We start from the raw sequence: 19,510 nt of genomic DNA, 5'->3' as shown, positions 1-19,510 counted from the left end.
TCATGGAACAAGAATTAATGCGTCAAACACCGCTTTGGGCTGAGAACTGGCCAATTGCCTATTCAGTCATTCAAGCGATTGTGATCTTGCTGGTTGTGGTACTGGTTGCAGCATTAATGTCATTTATCGAGCGTCGTCTGCTCGGTTTATGGCAAGACCGTTATGGTCCGAACCGTGTAGGTCCGGGCGGTATGTTCCAGATTGTCGCCGACATGCTGAAAATCATGTTCAAAGAAGACTGGACACCAAAATTCGCTGACAAGCTGACTTTCCGTATGGCACCTGCAGTTGCAATGGCAACTGCGGTACTGTCGTTCATGGTTATTCCTGTATCACCGTATTTAGGTGTGGCAGACATGAGCATCGGCCTGCTGTTCTTTATGGCAATGGCGGGTATTGCAGTCTATGCGGTTCTGTTTGGTGGCTGGTCATCAAATAACAAATATGCATTGCTGGGTGGTCTACGTTCTGCAGCGCAAACCATTTCTTATGAAGTGTTCCTGGGTATTTCCCTGATGGGTGTGGTGGCAATTGCCGGCTCATTCAACATGCGTGAAATTGTAGAAGCACAGCAAGACGTCTGGTTTGTAATTCCTCAGTTCTTGGGCTTCTTGATTTTCGTGGTTGCAGGTGTTGCGGTAACGCACCGTCACCCGTTTGACCAACCAGAAGCAGAACAGGAATTGGCAGAAGGTTATCACGTCGAATACGGCGGTATGAAATGGGGGATGTTCTTCGTTGCGGAATACGTCAACGTGGTGCTGATCTCTGCGCTGATCGTGACGTTATTCTTCGGTGGCTGGTTAGCGCCATTCGGACTTGATTTCTTACCTCCAGCATTCTGGTTCATTATCAAAACAGCATTCTTTGTAATGATGTTCGTTCTGGCACGTGGTTCTTTAATGCGTCCACGTTATGACCAGGTAATGAACTTTGGCTGGAAAATTTGCTTGCCATTAGCGTTGGTGAACCTGCTGGTTACTGGCGCGGTTATCTTGTGGTAAGGGCAGGGAGAACAAAATGTATAAGTTTCTAGCTGGATTTGGGTCAATCGTGCGCTCGTTGTGGATGGTGTTCAGCCACGCAACCCGCAAACGTGACACCATTTTATATCCGGAAGTGCCAGCCGAAGAAATCGTACCACCGCGTTTCCGTGGTCGTATCGTGCTTACACGTGACCCAGATGGCGAAGAGCGCTGCGTTGCCTGTAACCTGTGTGCCGTTGCATGTCCAGTGGGTTGTATTTCACTGCAAAAAGCAGAGCAGGAAGATGGTCGTTGGTATCCGGAATTTTTCCGTATCAACTTCTCTCGCTGTATCTTCTGCGGTATGTGTGAAGAAGCCTGCCCGACAACCGCAATTCAGCTGACACCAGACTTTGAATTGGGTGAATATGTTCGTCAGGACCTGGTCTATGAAAAAGAACACTTGCTGATTTCAGGTCCGGGTAAATATCCTGACTATAACTTCTACCGTGTAACCGGTATGGCAGTTACAGGTAAAGACAAAGGTCAAGCACAAAAAGAAAGTGCACCTGTTGATGTACGGAGTCTATTACCATGATGTGGCCGTTTTATTTGATGGCACTCGTGGCCATTATCTCTACTGTTCGTGTTGTCACCAACACGAACCCAGTACATGCGTTACTGAGCTTGATCGTGTCATTACTTGCTGTTGCAGGGATGTTCATGATTGTGGGTGCACCGTTTGCCGGTGCCCTGGAAATTATTGTGTATGCCGGCGCGATCATGGTGTTATTCGTGTTCGTGGTGATGATGTTGAACTTGGGTCAGCAAACTGTTGAACAAGAGAGCAAATGGCTCAACTCAACTGCATGGGCATATCCAGCATTAATGAGCTTCTTGATGGGTCTGGTTCTGGTATGGATGCTTGCATCGGATTACTCCAGCACGCCAGCTGTCATGGGAACCGAAATTGTTGGTCCTAAAGAAGTCGGTCAAGCACTCTTTACTCACTATTTATTATTGGTTGAAGTTGCCGCGATGTTATTGCTAGCAGCCCTGGTTGCAGCATTCCACTTAGGTAAACGTGAACCAGGTGCAGAAGAGGAAAAACAATAATGGGCAACATCCCTTTAGAACATGGTTTGATCGTTGCAACCATTCTTTTTGCACTGGGTTTTTACGGTGTAATGGTGCGACGCAACCTGTTATTCATTTTAATGAGCCTTGAAATCATGATGAACGCAGCAGCACTTGCGTTCGTTCTGGCGGGTAGTGCCTGGGTACAACCAGATGGCCAGATCATGTTCATCTTGATTCTGACGCTGGCTGCGGCAGAGGCGTGTATCGGTCTTGCGATCGTCCTTCAGTTCTATCATCGCTTCCATCACCTGGATGTGGATGCTGCTAGTGAGATGCGCGGATGAGTTATTTATATTTAACAATTTTGTTCCCGCTAATCGGTTTTATTTTATTAGCGGCAGGGCGTCACAATCTTCCTGAGAAAGTTGCGGCGATTATCGGGGTAGGGGCAGTTGGTCTATCGGCATTATTTGCCCTGATTGCCGGCCTTGACTTTGTCAATAACGGTAAAGAACTTTACGTTCAGCATTTGTGGACGTGGTTTAGCGTGGGTGATTTTGCCCCAGGCATCAGTTTGCAGCTTGACGGCTTATCGTTGCTGATGATGGGCATGATTACCGGTGTTGGTTTCCTGATTCATATCTTCGCATCTTGGTATATGCGTGGTGAGGAAGACTTCGCACGTTTCTTCTCTTACTTCAACCTGTTCGTGGCCAGCATGTTACTGCTGGTACTGGGCGATAACCTAGCGTTATTGTTCCTGGGTTGGGAAGGTGTAGGTCTGTGTTCTTACCTGTTAATCGGTTATTACTACCAGAACCCGGCCAACGGTTTTGCTGCAATTAAAGCATTTACCGTAACGCGTGTGGGTGACGTATTCCTGCTGATTGCACTGTTCTTGCTGTACCAACAGTTCGGTACCCTGAATACACAGTACATCGTTGAGAATGCTGCTGCGGTTATGACCCAAAGCTCATCAATTACCATCTGGACTGCCTTAATGTTGTTCTTGGGTGCTGCTGGTAAATCTGCGCAAATCCCGTTACAAACCTGGTTGGCAGATGCGATGGCAGGTCCGACGCCAGTATCTGCGTTAATCCACGCGGCAACCATGGTGACTGCGGGTGTTTATCTATGCTGCCGTATGTTCAGCGTATTTGAACTTGCACCAGAAGTGATGATCTTCATTTCTATTACCGGTGCGGTAACCTTGCTGGTGGCTGGTTTTGCAGCGCTGGTTCAAACCGACATCAAACGTATTCTGGCTTACTCAACCATGAGTCAGCTCGGTTATATGTTTATGGCCGTAGGTGCTGAAGCGTACCAGGCGGGTCTGTTCCACATGCTGACTCACGCATTCTTCAAGGCATTATTATTCTTGTCTTCAGGTGCGGTGATTCTGGCTTACCATCATGAACAAAACATCTTCAAGATGGGTGGTCTGTTCTACAAGAACAAATTCCTGTTTGCATGTTTCGCGATTGGTGGCGGTGCCTTGGCAGCCATTCCATTCCTGACCATCGGCTTCTTCTCTAAAGATGCGATTCTGGCCGCGGTGTGGACACAAAGTCATTTAGCTGGCGTACCAGTCTTCAATACACTGTATTGGGTGGGTGTTGCAGGTGCGTTCTTAACGTCTATTTATACTTTCCGTTTAATCTGGGTAGTATTCTTCGGCAAAGAAAACACGCCTTATCATGAAATCAAAGGCATTACTTACTGGGCTCCACTGGCAATTCTGGCAGTGCTTTCAACGGGTCTGGCGATTGTGCTGAAAGCACCAGTGATGAGCATTCTGGATGCTGCACAAATTCCAGCCTTCATTATTCCTGAAGCGCTTGAAGCCGGTGCACATGGTGCTGAATACATCGCGATTGGGGTTGCTTTGGCAGGTCTTGCTGTTGGCGTGGTGCTGTTTGCGTTTGCTTACAATGCCGTAAAAGGCTTTGCTCAGACTTCTCTGGGTTCAGGTCTGGCCAATATCTGCCGTAATGCACTTGGTTTCGATGCGTTGTATAACATCGTATTCGTGAAGCCTTACCTGCTTATCGCTAAAATTTTAGGTCGCGATCCGATTGATGGCTTGTGGCTGGTGCTTCCTGCAATTGTTAAAGCAGGCAACAGCTTTACCAGTTCACGTCAAACCGGTTCATTGCGCGAATACGCCTCTAGTATGGCCCTCGGTGTTGTTGTTTTACTGCTGGTCGTGGTCGTGACTCAGGTCGTGGGGAAATAAGATGGAAGCTCCAAACAATATCATTTTACCCGCACTGATCCTCGTTCCGTTCATTGCAGGTTTTATTTGTTGGATCGTCGACAAGCTCGACGACAAACTGCCGCGCTATATTGCGCTGGTGGGTATGCTGGTAACGCTGGGTCTGACCCTGGCGTTATGGCAATCAGGTACGTATCAATATGAATTGGGTGCACAGGTTCCAAGCTGGGCTGCCCAATTCCAGTTGCCTTGGATTCAAACCCTGGGCATTAACATTCACTTGGCGGTAGATGGCTTATCATTACTCATGGTTGGCCTGACAGCGCTGCTGGGTATTTTGGCCGTCGGCTGTTCTTGGGGTGAAATCCAGAAGAACGTGGGCTTCTTCCACCTGAACCTGTTATGGTCTTTAGGTGGCGTAATTGGTGTATTCCTGGCGATTGACCTGTTCCTGTTCTTCTTCTTCTGGGAGATGATGCTGGTTCCAATCTACTTCCTGATTGCGCTTTGGGGGCATAAAGGGGCAGATGGTAAATCGCGTGTTTACGCAGCAACCAAGTTCTTCATCTATACACAGGTTGCAGGTCTGATCATGCTGATCGGTATCCTGGGGCTGGTGATTTACGGTTACATGCTGTCAGGTACCATCTCGTTCAACTACCACTATCTGTTAGCGGTGGCGAATACGCTTGATGCACAGTTACCGGCAGTGGCTTATGCCTTCATGATCTGTATGTTCATAGGCTTTGCGGTAAAACTTCCAGTTTTCCCGTTACACGGCTGGTTACCAGATGCCCACGCACAGGCACCAACAGCAGGTTCTGTTGACCTTGCAGGTATCTTGATTAAGACTGCAGCGTACGGTTTACTCCGTTTTGTGATTCCATTCTTCCCGGCGGCTTCTGCACAGTTTGCAGACATCGCGATTATTTTCGGTTTAATTGGTATTTTCTACGGCGCTTGGTGTGCCTTCCAGCAAACCGATATGAAACGCCTGTTGGCTTATACCTCTATTTCGCACATGGGCTTTGTGTTACTGGCGATTTACGCAGGTAATATCCTGACTTACCAAGGCTTAATGATCATGATGCTGGCACATGGCTTGTCATCTGCTGCATTGTTCATTATGTGTGGTCAGGTCTATGAACGTGTGCATACCCGTGACATGCGTCTGATGGGTGGTATTCGTGGTCAATTCCCGTATCTGGCCTTCTTCCTGATGTTCTTCGTGGCAGCATTGGTCGGTATCCCGGGTCTGGGTAACTTTATTGGTGAATTCCTGATTCTGATGGGTTCATTCAACCAGTTCCCTGTATTTACAATCATTGCTGCAGTGAGTCTGGTGTTTGCAGGTCTTTATGGTCTGATCCTGATTCACAAAGCATTATTTGGTACACCAAACGAAGAGCAAAAACAGCATTACAGCAATCCGTTAAAAGATCTGGATGCGCGTGAAATTGTGATTCTGTTAATTTGTGCCGTTGGTCTGTTATGGCTTGGTCTGTATCCACAAAGCTTCCTTGATATTTCCAATTCAAGCATGGCGTGGTTAGCAAACAGCTACATTCCAGTTCAAGAGCTAGTTGAAGTGACCGAACAGGTAAGCACTCAACTCGAAAATGTGGAGATCCAATAAGTCATGAACTTCACAATGTCATTTTCCGAGCTTATGCCATTAGCTCCTGTGATGATCGTGGCTTTAACTGCGATCGTCGTGATGATTCTCACCGCAATCAAGCGTAACCATAACCTGATTGCGACAGCATCTGTAGTGGGCTTAAACCTTGCTGCAGCGTATATTCTGCTCTCATTATTCGGTGGTGCTTTTGCACCAGCGAATGTCATGGGCATGTTTATGATTGATCAGTTCACACTGGTTTATCAGTTACTGATCCTGGTTGCTGCACTGGCTTGCTGTACCTTGTCACATGCTTATATTGAAAGCTATAAAGACAATCGTGAAGAGCTGTACATCCTGATGTTGTCCTCAGTTGCAGGCGCAATGCTCATGGTGGCAAGCTCGCACTATGCTTCATTCTTCATCAGCCTGGAATTGATGTCGATTCCGGTGTATGGCTTGTTAGCCTATACGCATCAGCGTTCGAAGTCTTTAGAAGCAGGGGTGAAATACCTGGTACTTTCAGCAACCGCATCTGCGATGTTGCTGATGGGTATGGCGTATATTTATGCCTACACCGGTTCACTGTCATTCTATGACTCTGTACAGGCGCTTATGCAGAACCTGCACCAGCCACTGGTCATTTTAGGTATTGCCTTAATTATCTTTGCGGTTGCATTCAAACTGTCTTTGGCACCATTCCACAAATGGACACCAGATGTGTATGCGGGTGCTCCAGCACCAATCGCGACCTTCCTGGCAACGGCTGCCAAAGTGGCGACCATTGGTTTGTTCGTACGTTACTTGCTGACTTCAGGTGCCATCCTGCAAGAATCAGTTATTACACTGCTGACCATTATTGCCGTACTGTCGATTGTGGTCGGTAACTTCCTGGCGGTACGCCAAGTGAACTTGAAGCGTGTCCTGGCATACTCTTCAATCGCACACTTCGGTTATCTGTTGATTGGTCTGATCAGTCTGACTTATGCCAGCTTGGGTAATGTGACTGTTTATGTGATTACCTATGTATTAACCACGATTGGTGCTTTCGGTGCCGTAGCGTTAATGTCGAGTCCATATAACAACACTTCAGAAGCAGAAAGTCTGGCTGAATACCGTGGTCTGTTCTGGCGTCGTCCAGTGCTGACTGCTGTATTAACCGTGATGATGCTGTCTCTGGCCGGTATTCCACTGACTGCAGGCTTTATTGGTAAGTTCCTGATTGTCATGGCTGCGGTAACAACCCAGCACTGGTTCCTGGCAGCGATGATTATTGTCGGTTCGGGTATTGGTCTGTATTACTATTTACGTGTGATGGTGGTGATGTATATGACTCCGCCAGAAACACCAAAAATGGATGCAGTCGATCACTGGGGTCAACGTGTTGGCGGGATCATGGTTCTGCTGGCTGCACTGGCGGTATTGGTGATTGGTGTTTATCCGGATCCAATTATCCAGATGGCGCTTGAAGCCGAGATTTTATCTCCAATTCACTTCATGCTGTCTCAGCAATAATCTTGAAAAAGAGAATTGTCTAGCAAAAAGCCCTCAATATTTGAGGGCTTTTTTGTTTTTATCAGGGTCAAAAAATGATTATAATAGACGGAATTTTATCTTAACCTTTTAGGTGTTCTCCCGTGGCTATCCATGAAATTCGTCATCCGCTCATTCGTCATAAACTCGGTTTACTGCGTCGTGCAGATATCAGCACTAAAAACTTCCGCGAGCTGGCGCAAGAAGTGACCATGCTGTTGACCTATGAGGCGACCAAAGATTTGCCAATGGTCGAGCATGAAATTGACGGCTGGAATGGTGCGGTCACGGTAGACCGTATTGCCGGTAAAAAAATTACTGTAGTGCCAATTTTACGTGCTGGTATTGGCATGCTGGATGGTTTCCTGAACCTGATTCCAAGTGCCAAAGTTTCTGTACTGGGCTTAGAACGTGATGAAGAAACGCTGGAAGCGCGTACCTACTATAAAAAACTGGTGCCAGATGTACAAAACCGTATTGCCATGATCATTGATCCAATGCTGGCCACCGGTTCATCTTTAGTGGCGGCGATTGATGTGTTAAAAGCCAGCGGCTGTAAAGATATTCGCGTGATGGTGCTGGTGGCTGCGCCAGAAGGCATTCAGCGTGTAGAGGAAGCGCACCCGGATGTGGTAATTTTCACTGCCTCTGTTGATCAGGGCCTGAATGAAAATGGCTATATCGTACCGGGCCTGGGTGATGCCGGTGACAAAATTTTCGGTTCCGTGCAAAAAGACTGATTTTGCTAGTGAACAGAGAAGGGGCTTTTATAGCCTCTTTTTTATATACTAAGCTTGAAGCGCAAAAGGGGGACAGGTCGATGAGCAACGAACAATATCAGGGTAAAGTTAAGCAATACAACGCAGACAAGGGTTACGGCTTTATTGCCTGTCCGGAAGGCGAAGTGTTTTTTCATATTTCCGATTTCCCGGCCGATGGGATAGAACCGAAGCGAAATGACCGGGTGAAATTTAATGTGGTCAAAAACGGCAACAAGTTTAAAGCAGTGAAAATTGAGCGGGTTGAAGACCAGTCGGCCAAAGCAAAAAAATCCAAAGTGGCCGCCCATAACCAGTCGATTACTTCTTCCCTGCTGTCCAATTTCCGACGTTAGTACTAAGGTAGAATTTATATATTCTGCTATAAGTCGAGTATAAGAATAGAAAAGAGGCTTTTTAGCTTCTTTTTTATTACAATTATTAAAAATATCAAAGATAAGAGCGCATTATGTTTCAAGAGGGGAAAATCAAAAGCTATCATGAAGATCGTGGTTTTGGTTTTATTCAGATAGAGAAAGAGTCAAAAGATTTATTTTTCCACATCAAAGATTTTCCCAATAAGAATGTTCCACCTAAAATCGGTGAAAATCTAAAATTTATAATTGTTGAAGATGCAGGAAAATTTAAAGCCGCGAATATTGTACGCTTAGACCTAAAAGTATCAGAGCCTGCTGAACAGAACAATCTACGATACAGAAATATCGAGGGTAAAGTTTCGTCAAGAGATAAAAAGAAGTCTTCATGGCTTAACTCAAAGATCATTACTGTATTAGGCTTAATCATTATTTTAGGATTAAGTATTTTGGTATATAAGAAATATCAAGAATATCAAGCTCAGAAACAGCAAAAACTTGAAGAACTGATGATTGCTCAGCAACAGATCGTAGCTGAGCAAAGAGCGGTACATGGCGAATTACCGGAACTTGGACTTAGTGAAAAAGGGAAAAAGAATTTAGAAAATGTCCAAGAGAATGTAGAGCAAGCGCTGCCGGTAAGTAGCAGCTCATCTGAACAATTTAAATGTGATGGCCGCGAGCATTGTAGTCAGATGAAGTCTTATGAGGAGGCTTTATTCTTTATTCGTAATTGCCCAAATACCAAAATGGATGGTGATGGCGACGGGATTCCATGTGAAAGCCAATTTCGATAAGGTATGAAAAAAGCGCCTGCAGGCGCTTTTTTTATGGATTAAATACAGTCTTATTTGCTGTCACAGAACTTCATAAAGGCTTTCAGACCTGGACCCTGGTATTTCTGACGATGCACCAGCATAAATAAAGGCCGCGCCAGTTGCCAGAATGGAGTGTCTAAAATCACCAGCTGGCCTTTTTCACGTAAAGGCTCAATCGCCAGTTTTGAAATACAGGACATGCCTAAGCCGCCGGCCACAATTTTCAGAATGGCTTCATTATGACCCAGGGTTAAACGGATTTTGGCATCTGGCACATCTTTTAAAATGGCGTTATCAAATACTTCACGGGTGCCTGAACCTTCTTCACGTAAAATCCATTCCACCTGTTTAAAGTCTTCTGCGGTTAAGGCACGGTCTAGCTGCGCCAGCGGATGATTCGGTGAACAGCAGACCGCCAGTTCATCATCACGCCAGTGGATACATTGCAGCTGCGGCAAATGACAGGAACCTTCAATCAGGGCTAAATCGAGCTGGAACTGGTTGACTGCTTCAATCATTTGACGGGTATTACCGACTTGCAGCTGTAAATGCGCCTGTGGCTGAATTTGCAGGAAGTTGGCCATTAAATCTGGCATCAGGTAATCGGAAATGGTCAGGGTCGCGCCCAGGCGCAAATCAATGCTTTGCAGCTCGCCTTTGGCGGCCTGTTCAAAGGCTTCACAGCGGCCTAGAATTTCAAGCGCCTGCGGGAGTAAAAAACGGCCCAGATCATTCAATTGCAGGCGTTTACCTAAACGGTCAAACAATGGTGCGCCTAAACCATCTTCCAGATCTGCTAAAGCCATACTCGCCGCACTTTGCGTCAGTTTGACGGCATCACTGGCCTTGGTTACTGTGCCTTCTTGAGCGACTGCTACAAAAACAGCCAATTGGCGTAAAGTCATGCGCATGAATATAGCCTTAACATTTAAAAAATATTAATAAATTATGCTGCCATGCTACCATGAGCGCAGTCTTTCATGCCACGTACAAATTATGTCAATTGAAAAATTTAGCCTAGAAACGGTGTTATCTGTACATCGCTGGACCGATACCTTGTTCAGCTTTACCATGACGCGTCCAGCCCACTTTAAATTTACTGCCGGGCAATTTGCGCGTATTGGCCTTAAAGTCGGCGATGAACTGGTGGTGCGGGCCTATTCAGTGGTGTCCTCACCTTTTGATGAAACCCTGGAATTCTTTTCAATTGTCGTACCCGATGGGGCCTTTACTTCCAATCTGCAACATCTGCAGGTTGGCGATGAGCTGTATCTGGAAAAAGTACCGTATGGCTTTTTAACCTTGGCGCGCTATCAGTTGCCTTTGCCACAAGACTTATGGCTTTTGGGTACCGGCACCGGACTGGCGCCATTCCTGTCGATGCTGCAAGATTTTGACACCTGGAATAAATACCAGCATATCCATCTGGTCTATAGTGTCCGGACTGCAGCGGAACTGGCCTATGTCGAGCGGATTGAAGAAATTGCGGCGACTTTTGGCGAAGGACATACAGGTTTTAAATTTGTGCCAATTATTACCCGTGATCCGAACGCACCTTTGCATGACCGTCTGCCGGTGTTAATCGCCAATGGCGAGCTGGAAAAAGCTGTGGGCCTGTCTTTTAATCCGGACAGCAGTCATGTGATGCTATGTGGTAACCCGCAAATGGTGGAAGATACCAAAGAAGCCCTAAAAGCGCGTGGCCTGAGCATGAATCGCCGTGGAGAAGGCAATATTGCAGTAGAAAACTACTGGTAAGCTTGAATTCTACAGGCTTACTTTGATGATTTGCTATTTTCAGCCCGGTTTATTTTCTCTAGTTCTGTGAGGATGTGATGCAAGTGTTCCAATCCATGCTTATGGCCAGCGTCGCGCTAGTGGCGGCAACTACGCTACAGGCAAATATCACAGGCACGGAAACAGAAGTGACGGTACAAGAAGATGTGCTGATCTATACTGGCCCGCATCAGCCAAGATGCCAATACCCGTGCAGCTGCCTTGTTGAAGCAGTTCCCGCAAGTACAGACCCTGAAAATCACCAGTCAAGGTGGTGAAATTGGTCTGGGAATGGATTTGGGTGATCTGGTCTATGCGCATCAGCTGAATGTAGAAGTCGGGCAATACTGTTTTTCTTCTTGCGCCAATTATGTGTTTCCGGCCGGAAAGATCAAATATCTGAACTGGCGCAGTCAGCTGGGCTGGCATGGCGGCGCCATGCAACCAATGCAGTTTGATGATGCAGACATGCGACAGGCCTATCAGCAGTATATTGGCCCGATGTGCGCCAGAGAAACCGCGTTTTTCCAGAAAATTCAGGTCCAGCAGGCATCGACTACAGCAGGGCAAGCGCCTGAATATGCGCGCTATCAAGATTGTATTGGCTGGCGCTATACACGCCAGAAAATGCAAAGTTTTGGAATAGATCAGGTGCGCTATAAACAGCTGATCTGGCTACCCAAATCCAGTTTTAAGCAGCAGTGTATTTTTACCATTCGCTAGCGGATTAAATGAAACGTATATTCTATTAAAAAACCTCATCTGTATGATTCAGATGAGGTTTTTTTGATGAAGTGTCAGCACCACTTGAATATGCTTAATGCACAAACATATCCATAAAATGACGGATTTCCTGAATCGCTGTTTCTGTATCAGTAGTCAGCCAGGTCGGTTCAAAAAAGCCGGCATAGTGTTCGACACGGTCTGCAGGGACCACCAGACGCACTGGACATTCTTCTTCCAGTAAGCGCCATGGAATAATCGGCACTTCATTATCGAGCCAGGCCGCGACATTACGCACATCAATCACCATGGCATTAATGCAGTCTGGAAACGGCATCACTGAAAACTCTTCAGTACGACGGCGGAAATATTCCAGATCGCCCCATTTCAGAAGAAAGCTCGGTTTACTGAACTCAATAATCCCGATTAAATGCTGATCACGCGTGTAGTGCAAAGCACATTGATGTGTGACGTCAGTGTCAAGATCAAGCGTTACACTTTGTTGACGATACGCCATAAAATTCTGGAGCATGAAAAAAAGAGTGACATATTATAGCGCATTTGTATGCGTTAAGGCAGCGCTTGTGGTGGGCGAGCTGAAGCAAATTGTTACCTGGCATTTTGCTGTATCAAGCAAGGAGGGGCTGATCAGCACTGGAGAATGCTCAGGCTGCTGAATTTTTTCTCTCATCTAGGCGATTCTATATTCCTTTTCATGTGCTTATTCTTCTAATTTTGCATCAGTTATTCATCTGCTTATTGCGACTAAAAAGTATACAAGTCCTGTCAGCTGCTAAATCCAGTTTACGTCAAAATTTTGAATAAAATGAAAGCAGTAAAAAACTTCATTTTTTGTAATTACATTTTTCACCATCTCACAATGCTTTGTCACACAACACAACAATGCTTCTTGTTAGTATAAAAATTCGACAAGCGAATAGAAAAGAAGTGAGGGAAACATGAGCCATGATTTTAACAAGCCACCTCATGTCACAAGCGCAGAAGAAGTACAAAAGAAAAAACGTATGCCAGTTTTTATCTTGATTGCTGTGGGTGTTTTTCTGCTGGCACTGGTGGTGTATATGTTTGCGGATCGTGATCCTAAACCGAGTGAGGCACCACCTGGGCATCCGAATGCCAATGTAGAACAGGCTACACCCAATAACAGTACGCCTGCAATGGCTGAAGAAGGTGTGGCGACCACAGGTGTGGATGGCGACATTGGCACCGCTGTAGATGGTGATTCAGCCACTGCCACTGATGGCGATACCGCTACGGCCACCGCTCAATAAGTCTGAAGATTGCATAAACCCTGACCGTCAGTTCAGGGTTTTTTACGATAGCCGTGCATTCTTACACGCTTGGTACTTCATAAAAACACGGTACTTAAAAATACAAAGTACTTAAACCTTTCATTTTTACCATGATCAAGATGCGCATCTTTTGCCATGAACAACGAATGTAGAAAGTCATAACAAGAGGGCAAGACATATGAATGATTATTTTGATGGAAACCCGAGAGGTGCAGGCTTCGATGCCATGTACTACTGGGAACAGTTTCATCCCATTTTATCGGCGATTGCCATACTTATTATTGGTTGGATTATTGCATTAATTGTCGGTGCAGCCATTAAAAAAGGCTTAGAAAAGCTGGGCACCAACCAGAAGCTGTCGCATGCCACCGGGCACCGTCCCAATGTAGAAAGTATTCTGTCCAGAGTTGCCTTCTGGATCATCATGATTATCGCGATTATCGCGGCGCTGAATGTGCTGAATCTGACCAGTGTCAGTGGGCCGTTTAGCAATATGATTCAAAGCTTCCTGGTCTTTATTCCCCAGTTGTTGGCAGCCATTGCGGTCGGTTTTATTGCCTGGATTGTCGCAACGCTGGTCAAAATGGGCCTGCAGCGCGTACTGAATCGTACCCAGCTGGATGAAAAGCTCAGTGCCGATGTCGGGGTTAGCCCGATTAGCCGCAATATCAGTGATATTGTGTACTGGTTAATCCTGTTACTGTTCTTGCCAATTGTGCTGTCGATTCTGGGCTTAAACGGCCTGTTGTATCCAGTACAAAACATGGTGACTGAAGCCATTTCTTATCTGCCGAATATCTTTATTGCCGGCGTGATTATTTTTGTCGGTTATATTCTGGCTAAAATTGTCCGTGGTATTGTCGAAGGTTTAATTGGCAGTCTGAATCTGCAACAGCAGGCGCAAAAAATTGGCCTGTTCAAGAACTCTAACTTGCCGAAGCTGGTCGGTTCTTTTGTTTTTGCCCTGATCATCATTACTGCATTAATCATTGCATTTGAAGCCTTGGGTATTGAGGCGATTTCTCAGCCGGCAACCGCTATGCTGCATGAAATCATGTATGCAATTCCGCATATTATTGCCGCCGGTTTAATCCTGATCATTGCCTATGTGGTGTCACGTTTCGTGGCCAATCTGGTGGTTGAAATTATTTCAGGTACGGGTGTCGATGAAATTCCGGCCAAACTGGGCGTACAACGTTTCCTCGGTACCACCAAAGTATCGACCATGGTTGGTTGTCTGATCGTGTTCTTTACCATGCTGTTTGCCGTGTCTGAAGCGGCTAACCGTCTTGGTTTCGAGCAGGTAAGTGGTCTGATTTCGATGTTCATTTACTTCGGTGCCAATATCCTGCTGGGCGCGGTCATTCTGGTGGTCGGTTTCTGGCTGGCGAATGTGGTGGCCAAAGTGGTCGAGCGTGGTGAATACAACAGTTCACGCTGGTTAGCGACGCTGGTACGCGTACTGATTATGGGTCTGGTCGTAGCAATGGGCTTACGTGCCATGGGCATTGCCGATTCTATTGTGAACCTGGCCTTCGGTTTAACCTTGGGTGCAGTTGCGGTGGCCTTTGCTCTGGCCTTTGGTCTGGGTGGCCGTCAACCGGCAGAACGTGTTTTAACCGATCTGATTGATAAAGCCAAACGCGAAGCCAAGCAGCCGAATCCGTTGAAACAGGAGCAGGACAGTGCGGCCAATAGCGGCTTTATGACCCCAGGAGTAAATCCAATGAACAAACAGGACCCGTCACAAGGGACAAATGCCCCAATGACCACGGATTTGTCGAATACCACACCGGCAACGCTGACCACTGCACCGCAGGAAGATGAAGCATCCGGTGCAGATCAGGTTACACCTGATACGCTGAAGGTGGATCCGGCGCATCCGGCCAGCAATAATCCGTTTGGTTCAACTGGTGAAAAAGAACCGGATGTCGATGCACATCAACCACGAAAAGATGACCCGAAATAACCTGTCATCTATCTACAAGGTCGATCAAACTGAGTGTTGATCGACCTCGTTTTTTGTTGAAAACTGGAGAAGCAAAATGACGAAAAAGAAAGCGCCTTCTAATCTTTTTGCACCCGTAGTGATTGCAGGGATTACCCTTGGCTTTTTGGCCAGCGCATATAAATTTATTTTTGCCAAAACTCAAAACCAAAATCAAAACCAACCCGCCCAGACCGCTGATGATTCGGGCGATACCGGGCAAGCTGCGACCAAAGTCGATGATGTTGTATAAATGAACAATTTTTTGCTATAGTGAAGCTTCATAAAAAAGGAATAAATATTTCATATATTTTAGATGCTTAGATTTAATCTGTATGAAATATTCAGGGAATAAAATCGACGAAAGTCTATTTGGGGAAGACCTTATGTTAAAAATTAGCTTAAAACAATCAGAACAGCCGGCAGTACTACCAAAGCATGTTCAGTGCGCCGTGGTGAAAATGCAGCAGACTATTTTACGTGTACAACGCCAGAATCATCTGTGCTTATTGCGCACAGATTATCTGGAATAATTCATCCACCAGTTTTATAAACCATCAGACATATTGGGCGGCGGCATGCGCTGACGCCCAGGCCCACTGGAAGTTATAACCACCTAAATGGCCCGTCACATCCAGCACCTCACCGACAAAATACAAGCCTTTCTGCTTTTTACTTTCCATGGTTTTGGAAGAAACTTCAGTGGTATCGACGCCACCTAAAGTCACCTCTGCGGTACGGTAGCCTTCGGTCCCTGACGGTTTGACTTCAAAGCTATGCAGGCGCGCTGCAATCTGCTCCAGTTTTTCATCACTCAGCTGCCCGATCGCGCTTTCCGCCTGTTCCGGCCAGATCAGCTGTTGCAGCTCTGCCACCACACTTTTCGGTAAATGTTCGGCCAGTAAGGTACGTAACAGCACTTTCGGCTGGCTGGATTTTTTGGCTTTAAAAAACTCGGCTAAATCCACGGCCGGCAGGAAGTCGATATGAAAACTTTGGCCGACATCCCAGTAATTGGACAGCTGCAGCGAACTTGGTCCGCTTAAACCGCGGTGAGTAAACAGCAAGGCTTCGGTAAAGCTGTTTAGCGCATTGGAAAGTGTCGCTTCTACAGCATTACCACTGAGGCGGGTGGTGACTTCTTTAAAACTGTCGGAAAAGGTAAACGGCACCAAGCCGGCACGGGTTGGATAGACATGATGGCCAAACTGCTTGGCAATTTCATAACCGATTCCGGACCCTCCCAGCGTCGGAATGGACAGGCCGCCACTGGCGATCACCACAGATTCTGCCTGAAAATAACCTAAAGTGGTTGCGACCTGAAAACCCAAATCATCTATGGCAGTCATGGCTTTGACTTCACAGCTGGTTTTAATCTCGACCAGACCGGTTTTGTCACACTCGGCCAGCAGCATATTCAGAATGTCTTTGGCGCCATTTAAGGTAAACAGCTGCCCATGTTTACGTTCTTCATAGTCAATGCCATATTCGCAGACCAGCCCGATAAAATCCCAATTGGTATAGCGGCTGAGCGCGGAAATCACAAAATGCGGATTATGTGAAATATAGTTGCTTGGCTCGACATAGAGGTTGGTGAAATTGCATTTACCACCGCCCGACATCAGGATTTTCTTGCCAACTTTATTGGCTTTTTCCAGCACCAATACTTTGCGTCCGCGCTGGGCAGCCATATAGGCGGTCATTAAACCAGACGCACCGGCACCCAAAACTAGAACATCGTATTGATTTGCTGTTGCCATGTTGCACCGAGAGAAAATGAAAGCGGACTATTATAGACTTTATCGTTTGATGATGCCGCATTTTCCAGATTGAAATGTGCGCAGAATATTTACTTTTCCTATAAAGCAGGAATGGTCTATCAATAAACCAAATCATCGTTAGCAAGGCCACATTTTACTGTTTTAAGGTGATTTTTTACGCGGCAAAGTCGTGTTTATTTGATCTGGTTTTATTTTAAAGTTGTTTTAAATCAATAGTTTAGTATTTATTAAAGGGGCATTGTTGTTCAGAATAAATAGCAATTTTTAGACATATTTTTTATGTCATGACTTTGTCTCTTGGGGAACACAATGAATAAAACATTATTAAGCCTGGCGGTAATTTTGAGTATGGCTCTCACTGGCTGCGGTGGCGGCGGTGGCAGTGACAGCAATACGGCAGCATCTTCAAATCCATCTGCACCGGCTCCTGTGACGCCAACTTCACCTGGTTCAACACCTGATACCACGCCTGTCACTGCCAGCTTGATCAATGACGTTCGCTTTGCAGATCTGGCCACCGAATTTAGTGCCCAGACTTTTGGTCTGGACAGCTGGAATCCGAAAGCGATGGTGGTGCATCAGGATATTTTGTATGTGGCCAATGACAGCGCCGAGGCAAGCATTTTGCGTTATGACCTGAAAGCCAAGCGAGTCTTGAGTTCGATCCATGCCCAGAATATTTCCGGCATAGGTCGGCCGTGGAATCGGTTGTTTGATTTAAGTGTACATAACGACCGCTTATATGCGGCTTCTTATTCGTCTAACCGGGTCGATGTCTTTGATTTAGGCTCAGGCGAACCACAATTTCTGATGTCGTTGGGAACCGGCAGTTGGTCGGGTGATCAGCACAATACCGTGGTGGTGCATCCCATGTCGGTGGCAGCGAATGATCAATATGTATTTGCCACAGATACGCATAGCCGGATTAATGTCTGGAAGCAAAGTGAGATCAGTAGCACCAATCATTTAAAAGCCAAAAAATATGCACGTTTGTCCTTGCCGAACTGTGGTTATAACTGTAGTGCGCGTTTGGAAGCTGTCGGTAATTTGCTGTATGCCAGTTTTAATAATGGCATGAGCTATGTATATGACCTGACTCATCTTGAAGAAGGCGCAACAAACGTGGCGGCGACACGACAGGAAAATGTGGGAACACGGGTATTTCATGCCGCGGATGACCAGCGTTTTTATGCAGCCCATACTTCAGGCCGGATCGACAGTTCAGCTTTACCAAATACGCAAAATCTACAGAATATTTTTCCAGCCGCAGAAGAAAGTTTTTATAAATATCGTACGGCAGGGGCGAGTACCGATCAGCAACTGGCCGGTGCCTTAGATATTCAGGTTAGTCAGGAACATTTATTCAGCCTGTTTAACGGCAAAATTGTCATGATGCCGCTTAAGCGATTGCAGCAGTTCCAGTCCAATACTGCTGCCACAGTCACGGCACTCAAGCAGCAGCAGGCCCAAAGCCGCAGTTATGTGCTGCAAGATGGGGAAAGCTGGGAAACCCTGACCAATGAAAACCTGCGCCATTTTTATATGGATAATATTTTATCGGCAAATTTACAGCATCTGGGGGCAAAATTACTCCAGCCTATGCGCGTGAATGGGTGATTATGATTACCAATTTTGCCTATCTGGTGAATAGCCCTGAGTTTAAACACATCTGGTTTAACCATAAAGCGGTCATGGGGCATGACTTCTTTGGCAACAAGGGCCAAGTGGTCGGAGATGGCGGTTACTTTACCGCAGCGGAGTATCAAAAATATTATGATGAGATTATGAACCGTGGCAAAGTGACGCTCGGGGTGACCACCGTGGGCGGCGGTTTAGGCGGACGAAATGTGCTGGGAGTCGATACCTGGCTGTTCTATGCGCATTATTTTAATACCAGTATTGGCATTGTGGGCCATGAGTTCGGCCATCACTGGGGCAGCCACGACAGCGCCTGGGCCAAAGGCGGCTACGGTTTACAGGAAATTAATCAGCAATTGCATCAATATTTACAGCGTAAACAGCGCTTGCCGTATATGGACCCAGAGCTGAATAAATTCCACTTAACGCCACGGGCTGAGCTCTATAACGGGGTCGCAGAAAATATGCGCCGACCACGTCCGGATTCACATGTGAATCATCTGGAGCGCTATTTTGCCGCCAATCCATTGCCAGAGACCAATCAGCCTTAAGTTTTGATTTTCCTTCCATCTAGCTGAACCGGTGTCCGCTGGATGGAAGCCCGATTGAGGACGTCACAACAGATGAACTTTGAATTTCACAGCACATACAGATCATCAACAAAACTTTCATCAGACTTTTTTATGATCTGTTTATATTAAGATGTCGAGCTTCAACTTGACGCAGTTGCACTTTGATTGGCTTAACAATAAATAGAAATGTCGGCTAGACATCTATATCTGGTGGCGAACTTTATAAAAAAGGCTCTGTACACGACAAATTTCACAGAACCCTTATCCTATCAGGATTCTGCTTTCTTAAAATTGCCAAAATTTCCTTAAACTCTTCTTTTTTCCCAAAACCAATTAAACGCTGAATCGCCATTTGAACA

At 46.1% G+C, this 19,510-nt stretch carries 21 protein-coding genes; 18 read left to right on the top strand and 3 right to left on the bottom strand.

Features of this window, described 5'->3' with window-relative positions; all coding sequences use genetic code 11:
- The first annotated feature begins 2 nt into the window (after positions 1–2).
- From nuoH to FTU67_RS12755, 10 genes are all read left to right on the top strand, one after another.
- Complete coding sequence (gene nuoH, locus FTU67_RS12800) at positions 3–1,004, top strand: NADH-quinone oxidoreductase subunit NuoH (RefSeq protein ID WP_005179637.1); 1,002 nt, start codon at positions 3–5, stop codon at positions 1,002–1,004.
- Between the two features lie 16 nt (positions 1,005–1,020).
- Positions 1,021–1,563, top strand: a complete 543-nt coding sequence (gene nuoI, locus FTU67_RS12795; RefSeq protein ID WP_005179629.1) for an NADH-quinone oxidoreductase subunit NuoI — start codon at positions 1,021–1,023, stop codon at positions 1,561–1,563.
- Entirely contained in the window at positions 1,563–2,081 is a 519-nt protein-coding gene (nuoJ, locus tag FTU67_RS12790) for an NADH-quinone oxidoreductase subunit J (RefSeq protein ID WP_171503195.1), read from the top strand. Before nuoI ends, nuoJ begins: the two co-directional genes overlap by 1 nt.
- Positions 2,081–2,389, top strand: coding sequence for an NADH-quinone oxidoreductase subunit NuoK (nuoK, locus tag FTU67_RS12785; protein ID WP_005179622.1), 309 nt, complete (start codon positions 2,081–2,083; stop codon positions 2,387–2,389). Before nuoJ ends, nuoK begins: the two co-directional genes overlap by 1 nt.
- Positions 2,386–4,281 (top strand): NADH-quinone oxidoreductase subunit L, encoded by a 1,896-nt coding sequence (nuoL, locus tag FTU67_RS12780; RefSeq protein ID WP_180061852.1) that lies wholly within the window; start codon positions 2,386–2,388, stop codon positions 4,279–4,281. Before nuoK ends, nuoL begins: the two co-directional genes overlap by 4 nt.
- A gap of 1 nt (position 4,282) precedes the next feature.
- Complete coding sequence (nuoM, locus tag FTU67_RS12775) at positions 4,283–5,896, top strand: NADH-quinone oxidoreductase subunit M (protein ID WP_104491474.1); 1,614 nt, start codon at positions 4,283–4,285, stop codon at positions 5,894–5,896.
- Positions 5,897–5,899: 3 nt separating this feature from the next.
- Positions 5,900–7,393 (top strand): NADH-quinone oxidoreductase subunit NuoN, encoded by a 1,494-nt coding sequence (nuoN, locus tag FTU67_RS12770; protein WP_005179615.1) that lies wholly within the window; start codon positions 5,900–5,902, stop codon positions 7,391–7,393.
- Between the two features lie 122 nt (positions 7,394–7,515).
- A complete protein-coding gene (gene upp, locus FTU67_RS12765) occupies positions 7,516–8,151 on the top strand; it encodes a uracil phosphoribosyltransferase (protein ID WP_005179614.1) in 636 nt (211 codons plus the stop codon).
- A gap of 80 nt (positions 8,152–8,231) precedes the next feature.
- On the top strand, positions 8,232–8,525 hold the full coding sequence (locus FTU67_RS12760; RefSeq protein ID WP_005179613.1) for a cold-shock protein: 294 nt from the start codon (positions 8,232–8,234) through the stop codon (positions 8,523–8,525).
- Positions 8,526–8,638: 113 nt separating this feature from the next.
- Entirely contained in the window at positions 8,639–9,340 is a 702-nt protein-coding gene (locus FTU67_RS12755) for a cold shock domain-containing protein (protein WP_016659365.1), read from the top strand.
- Positions 9,341–9,390: 50 nt separating this feature from the next.
- Here the strand turns inward: FTU67_RS12755 and gigC are convergent, their stop codons facing one another.
- Positions 9,391–10,272 carry a LysR family transcriptional regulator GigC gene (gigC, locus tag FTU67_RS12750; RefSeq protein WP_005179612.1) on the bottom strand — a complete coding sequence of 294 codons (882 nt, stop codon included), beginning with the start codon at positions 10,270–10,272 and terminating at the stop codon, positions 9,391–9,393.
- Positions 10,273–10,357: 85 nt separating this feature from the next.
- Between gigC and FTU67_RS12745 the strand changes: the two genes are divergently transcribed.
- Positions 10,358–11,119 carry a ferredoxin--NADP reductase gene (locus FTU67_RS12745; protein ID WP_034597870.1) on the top strand — a complete coding sequence of 254 codons (762 nt, stop codon included), beginning with the start codon at positions 10,358–10,360 and terminating at the stop codon, positions 11,117–11,119.
- 240 nt (positions 11,120–11,359) lie between these two features.
- Complete coding sequence (locus tag FTU67_RS12740; protein WP_180061851.1) at positions 11,360–11,860, top strand: hypothetical protein; 501 nt, start codon at positions 11,360–11,362, stop codon at positions 11,858–11,860.
- Between the two features lie 94 nt (positions 11,861–11,954).
- Here the strand turns inward: FTU67_RS12740 and FTU67_RS12735 are convergent, their stop codons facing one another.
- Complete coding sequence (locus FTU67_RS12735; protein ID WP_034598216.1) at positions 11,955–12,377, bottom strand: hypothetical protein; 423 nt, start codon at positions 12,375–12,377, stop codon at positions 11,955–11,957.
- 442 nt (positions 12,378–12,819) lie between these two features.
- Here FTU67_RS12735 and FTU67_RS12730 point away from each other — a divergent pair, with 442 nt between their 5' ends.
- The 4 genes from FTU67_RS12730 to FTU67_RS12715 all read left to right on the top strand — a co-directional run bounded on the left by FTU67_RS12730 (position 12,820) and on the right by FTU67_RS12715 (position 15,693).
- On the top strand, positions 12,820–13,152 hold the full coding sequence (locus tag FTU67_RS12730; RefSeq protein ID WP_005179600.1) for a hypothetical protein: 333 nt from the start codon (positions 12,820–12,822) through the stop codon (positions 13,150–13,152).
- Positions 13,153–13,351: 199 nt separating this feature from the next.
- Positions 13,352–15,142 carry a mechanosensitive ion channel gene (locus FTU67_RS12725; RefSeq protein WP_171432213.1) on the top strand — a complete coding sequence of 597 codons (1,791 nt, stop codon included), beginning with the start codon at positions 13,352–13,354 and terminating at the stop codon, positions 15,140–15,142.
- 76 nt (positions 15,143–15,218) lie between these two features.
- Positions 15,219–15,413: a hypothetical protein gene (locus tag FTU67_RS12720; RefSeq protein ID WP_168399079.1), complete on the top strand. Its 195-nt coding sequence runs from the start codon at positions 15,219–15,221 to the stop codon at positions 15,411–15,413.
- A 133-nt stretch (positions 15,414–15,546) separates the two neighbouring features.
- Positions 15,547–15,693 carry a hypothetical protein gene (locus tag FTU67_RS12715; RefSeq protein ID WP_005179593.1) on the top strand — a complete coding sequence of 49 codons (147 nt, stop codon included), beginning with the start codon at positions 15,547–15,549 and terminating at the stop codon, positions 15,691–15,693.
- 24 nt (positions 15,694–15,717) lie between these two features.
- Here FTU67_RS12715 and FTU67_RS12710 read toward each other — a convergent pair whose 3' ends face one another.
- Complete coding sequence (locus FTU67_RS12710) at positions 15,718–16,920, bottom strand: NAD(P)/FAD-dependent oxidoreductase (RefSeq protein ID WP_016659360.1); 1,203 nt, start codon at positions 16,918–16,920, stop codon at positions 15,718–15,720.
- Between the two features lie 330 nt (positions 16,921–17,250).
- On the opposite strand from FTU67_RS12710, the gene FTU67_RS12705 reads away from it, so the two are divergent.
- Both FTU67_RS12705 and FTU67_RS12700 read left to right on the top strand, forming a co-directional pair.
- Positions 17,251–18,558, top strand: a complete 1,308-nt coding sequence (locus FTU67_RS12705; RefSeq protein WP_180061850.1) for a YncE family protein — start codon at positions 17,251–17,253, stop codon at positions 18,556–18,558.
- A gap of 2 nt (positions 18,559–18,560) precedes the next feature.
- The gene (locus FTU67_RS12700; protein WP_104484250.1) at positions 18,561–19,130 is read left to right on the top strand and encodes a hypothetical protein; all 570 of its coding nucleotides are present in this window, start codon (positions 18,561–18,563) and stop codon (positions 19,128–19,130) included.
- The last annotated feature ends 380 nt before the right edge of the window (positions 19,131–19,510 follow it).

It is taken from the genome of Acinetobacter sp. YH12132 (assembly GCF_013418645.1).
Taxonomy (GTDB): Bacteria; Pseudomonadota; Gammaproteobacteria; order Pseudomonadales; family Moraxellaceae; genus Acinetobacter; species Acinetobacter indicus.
The sequence above is the reverse complement of the archived record's forward strand: the minus strand, read 5'-3'. Positions and strand labels throughout refer to the sequence as shown.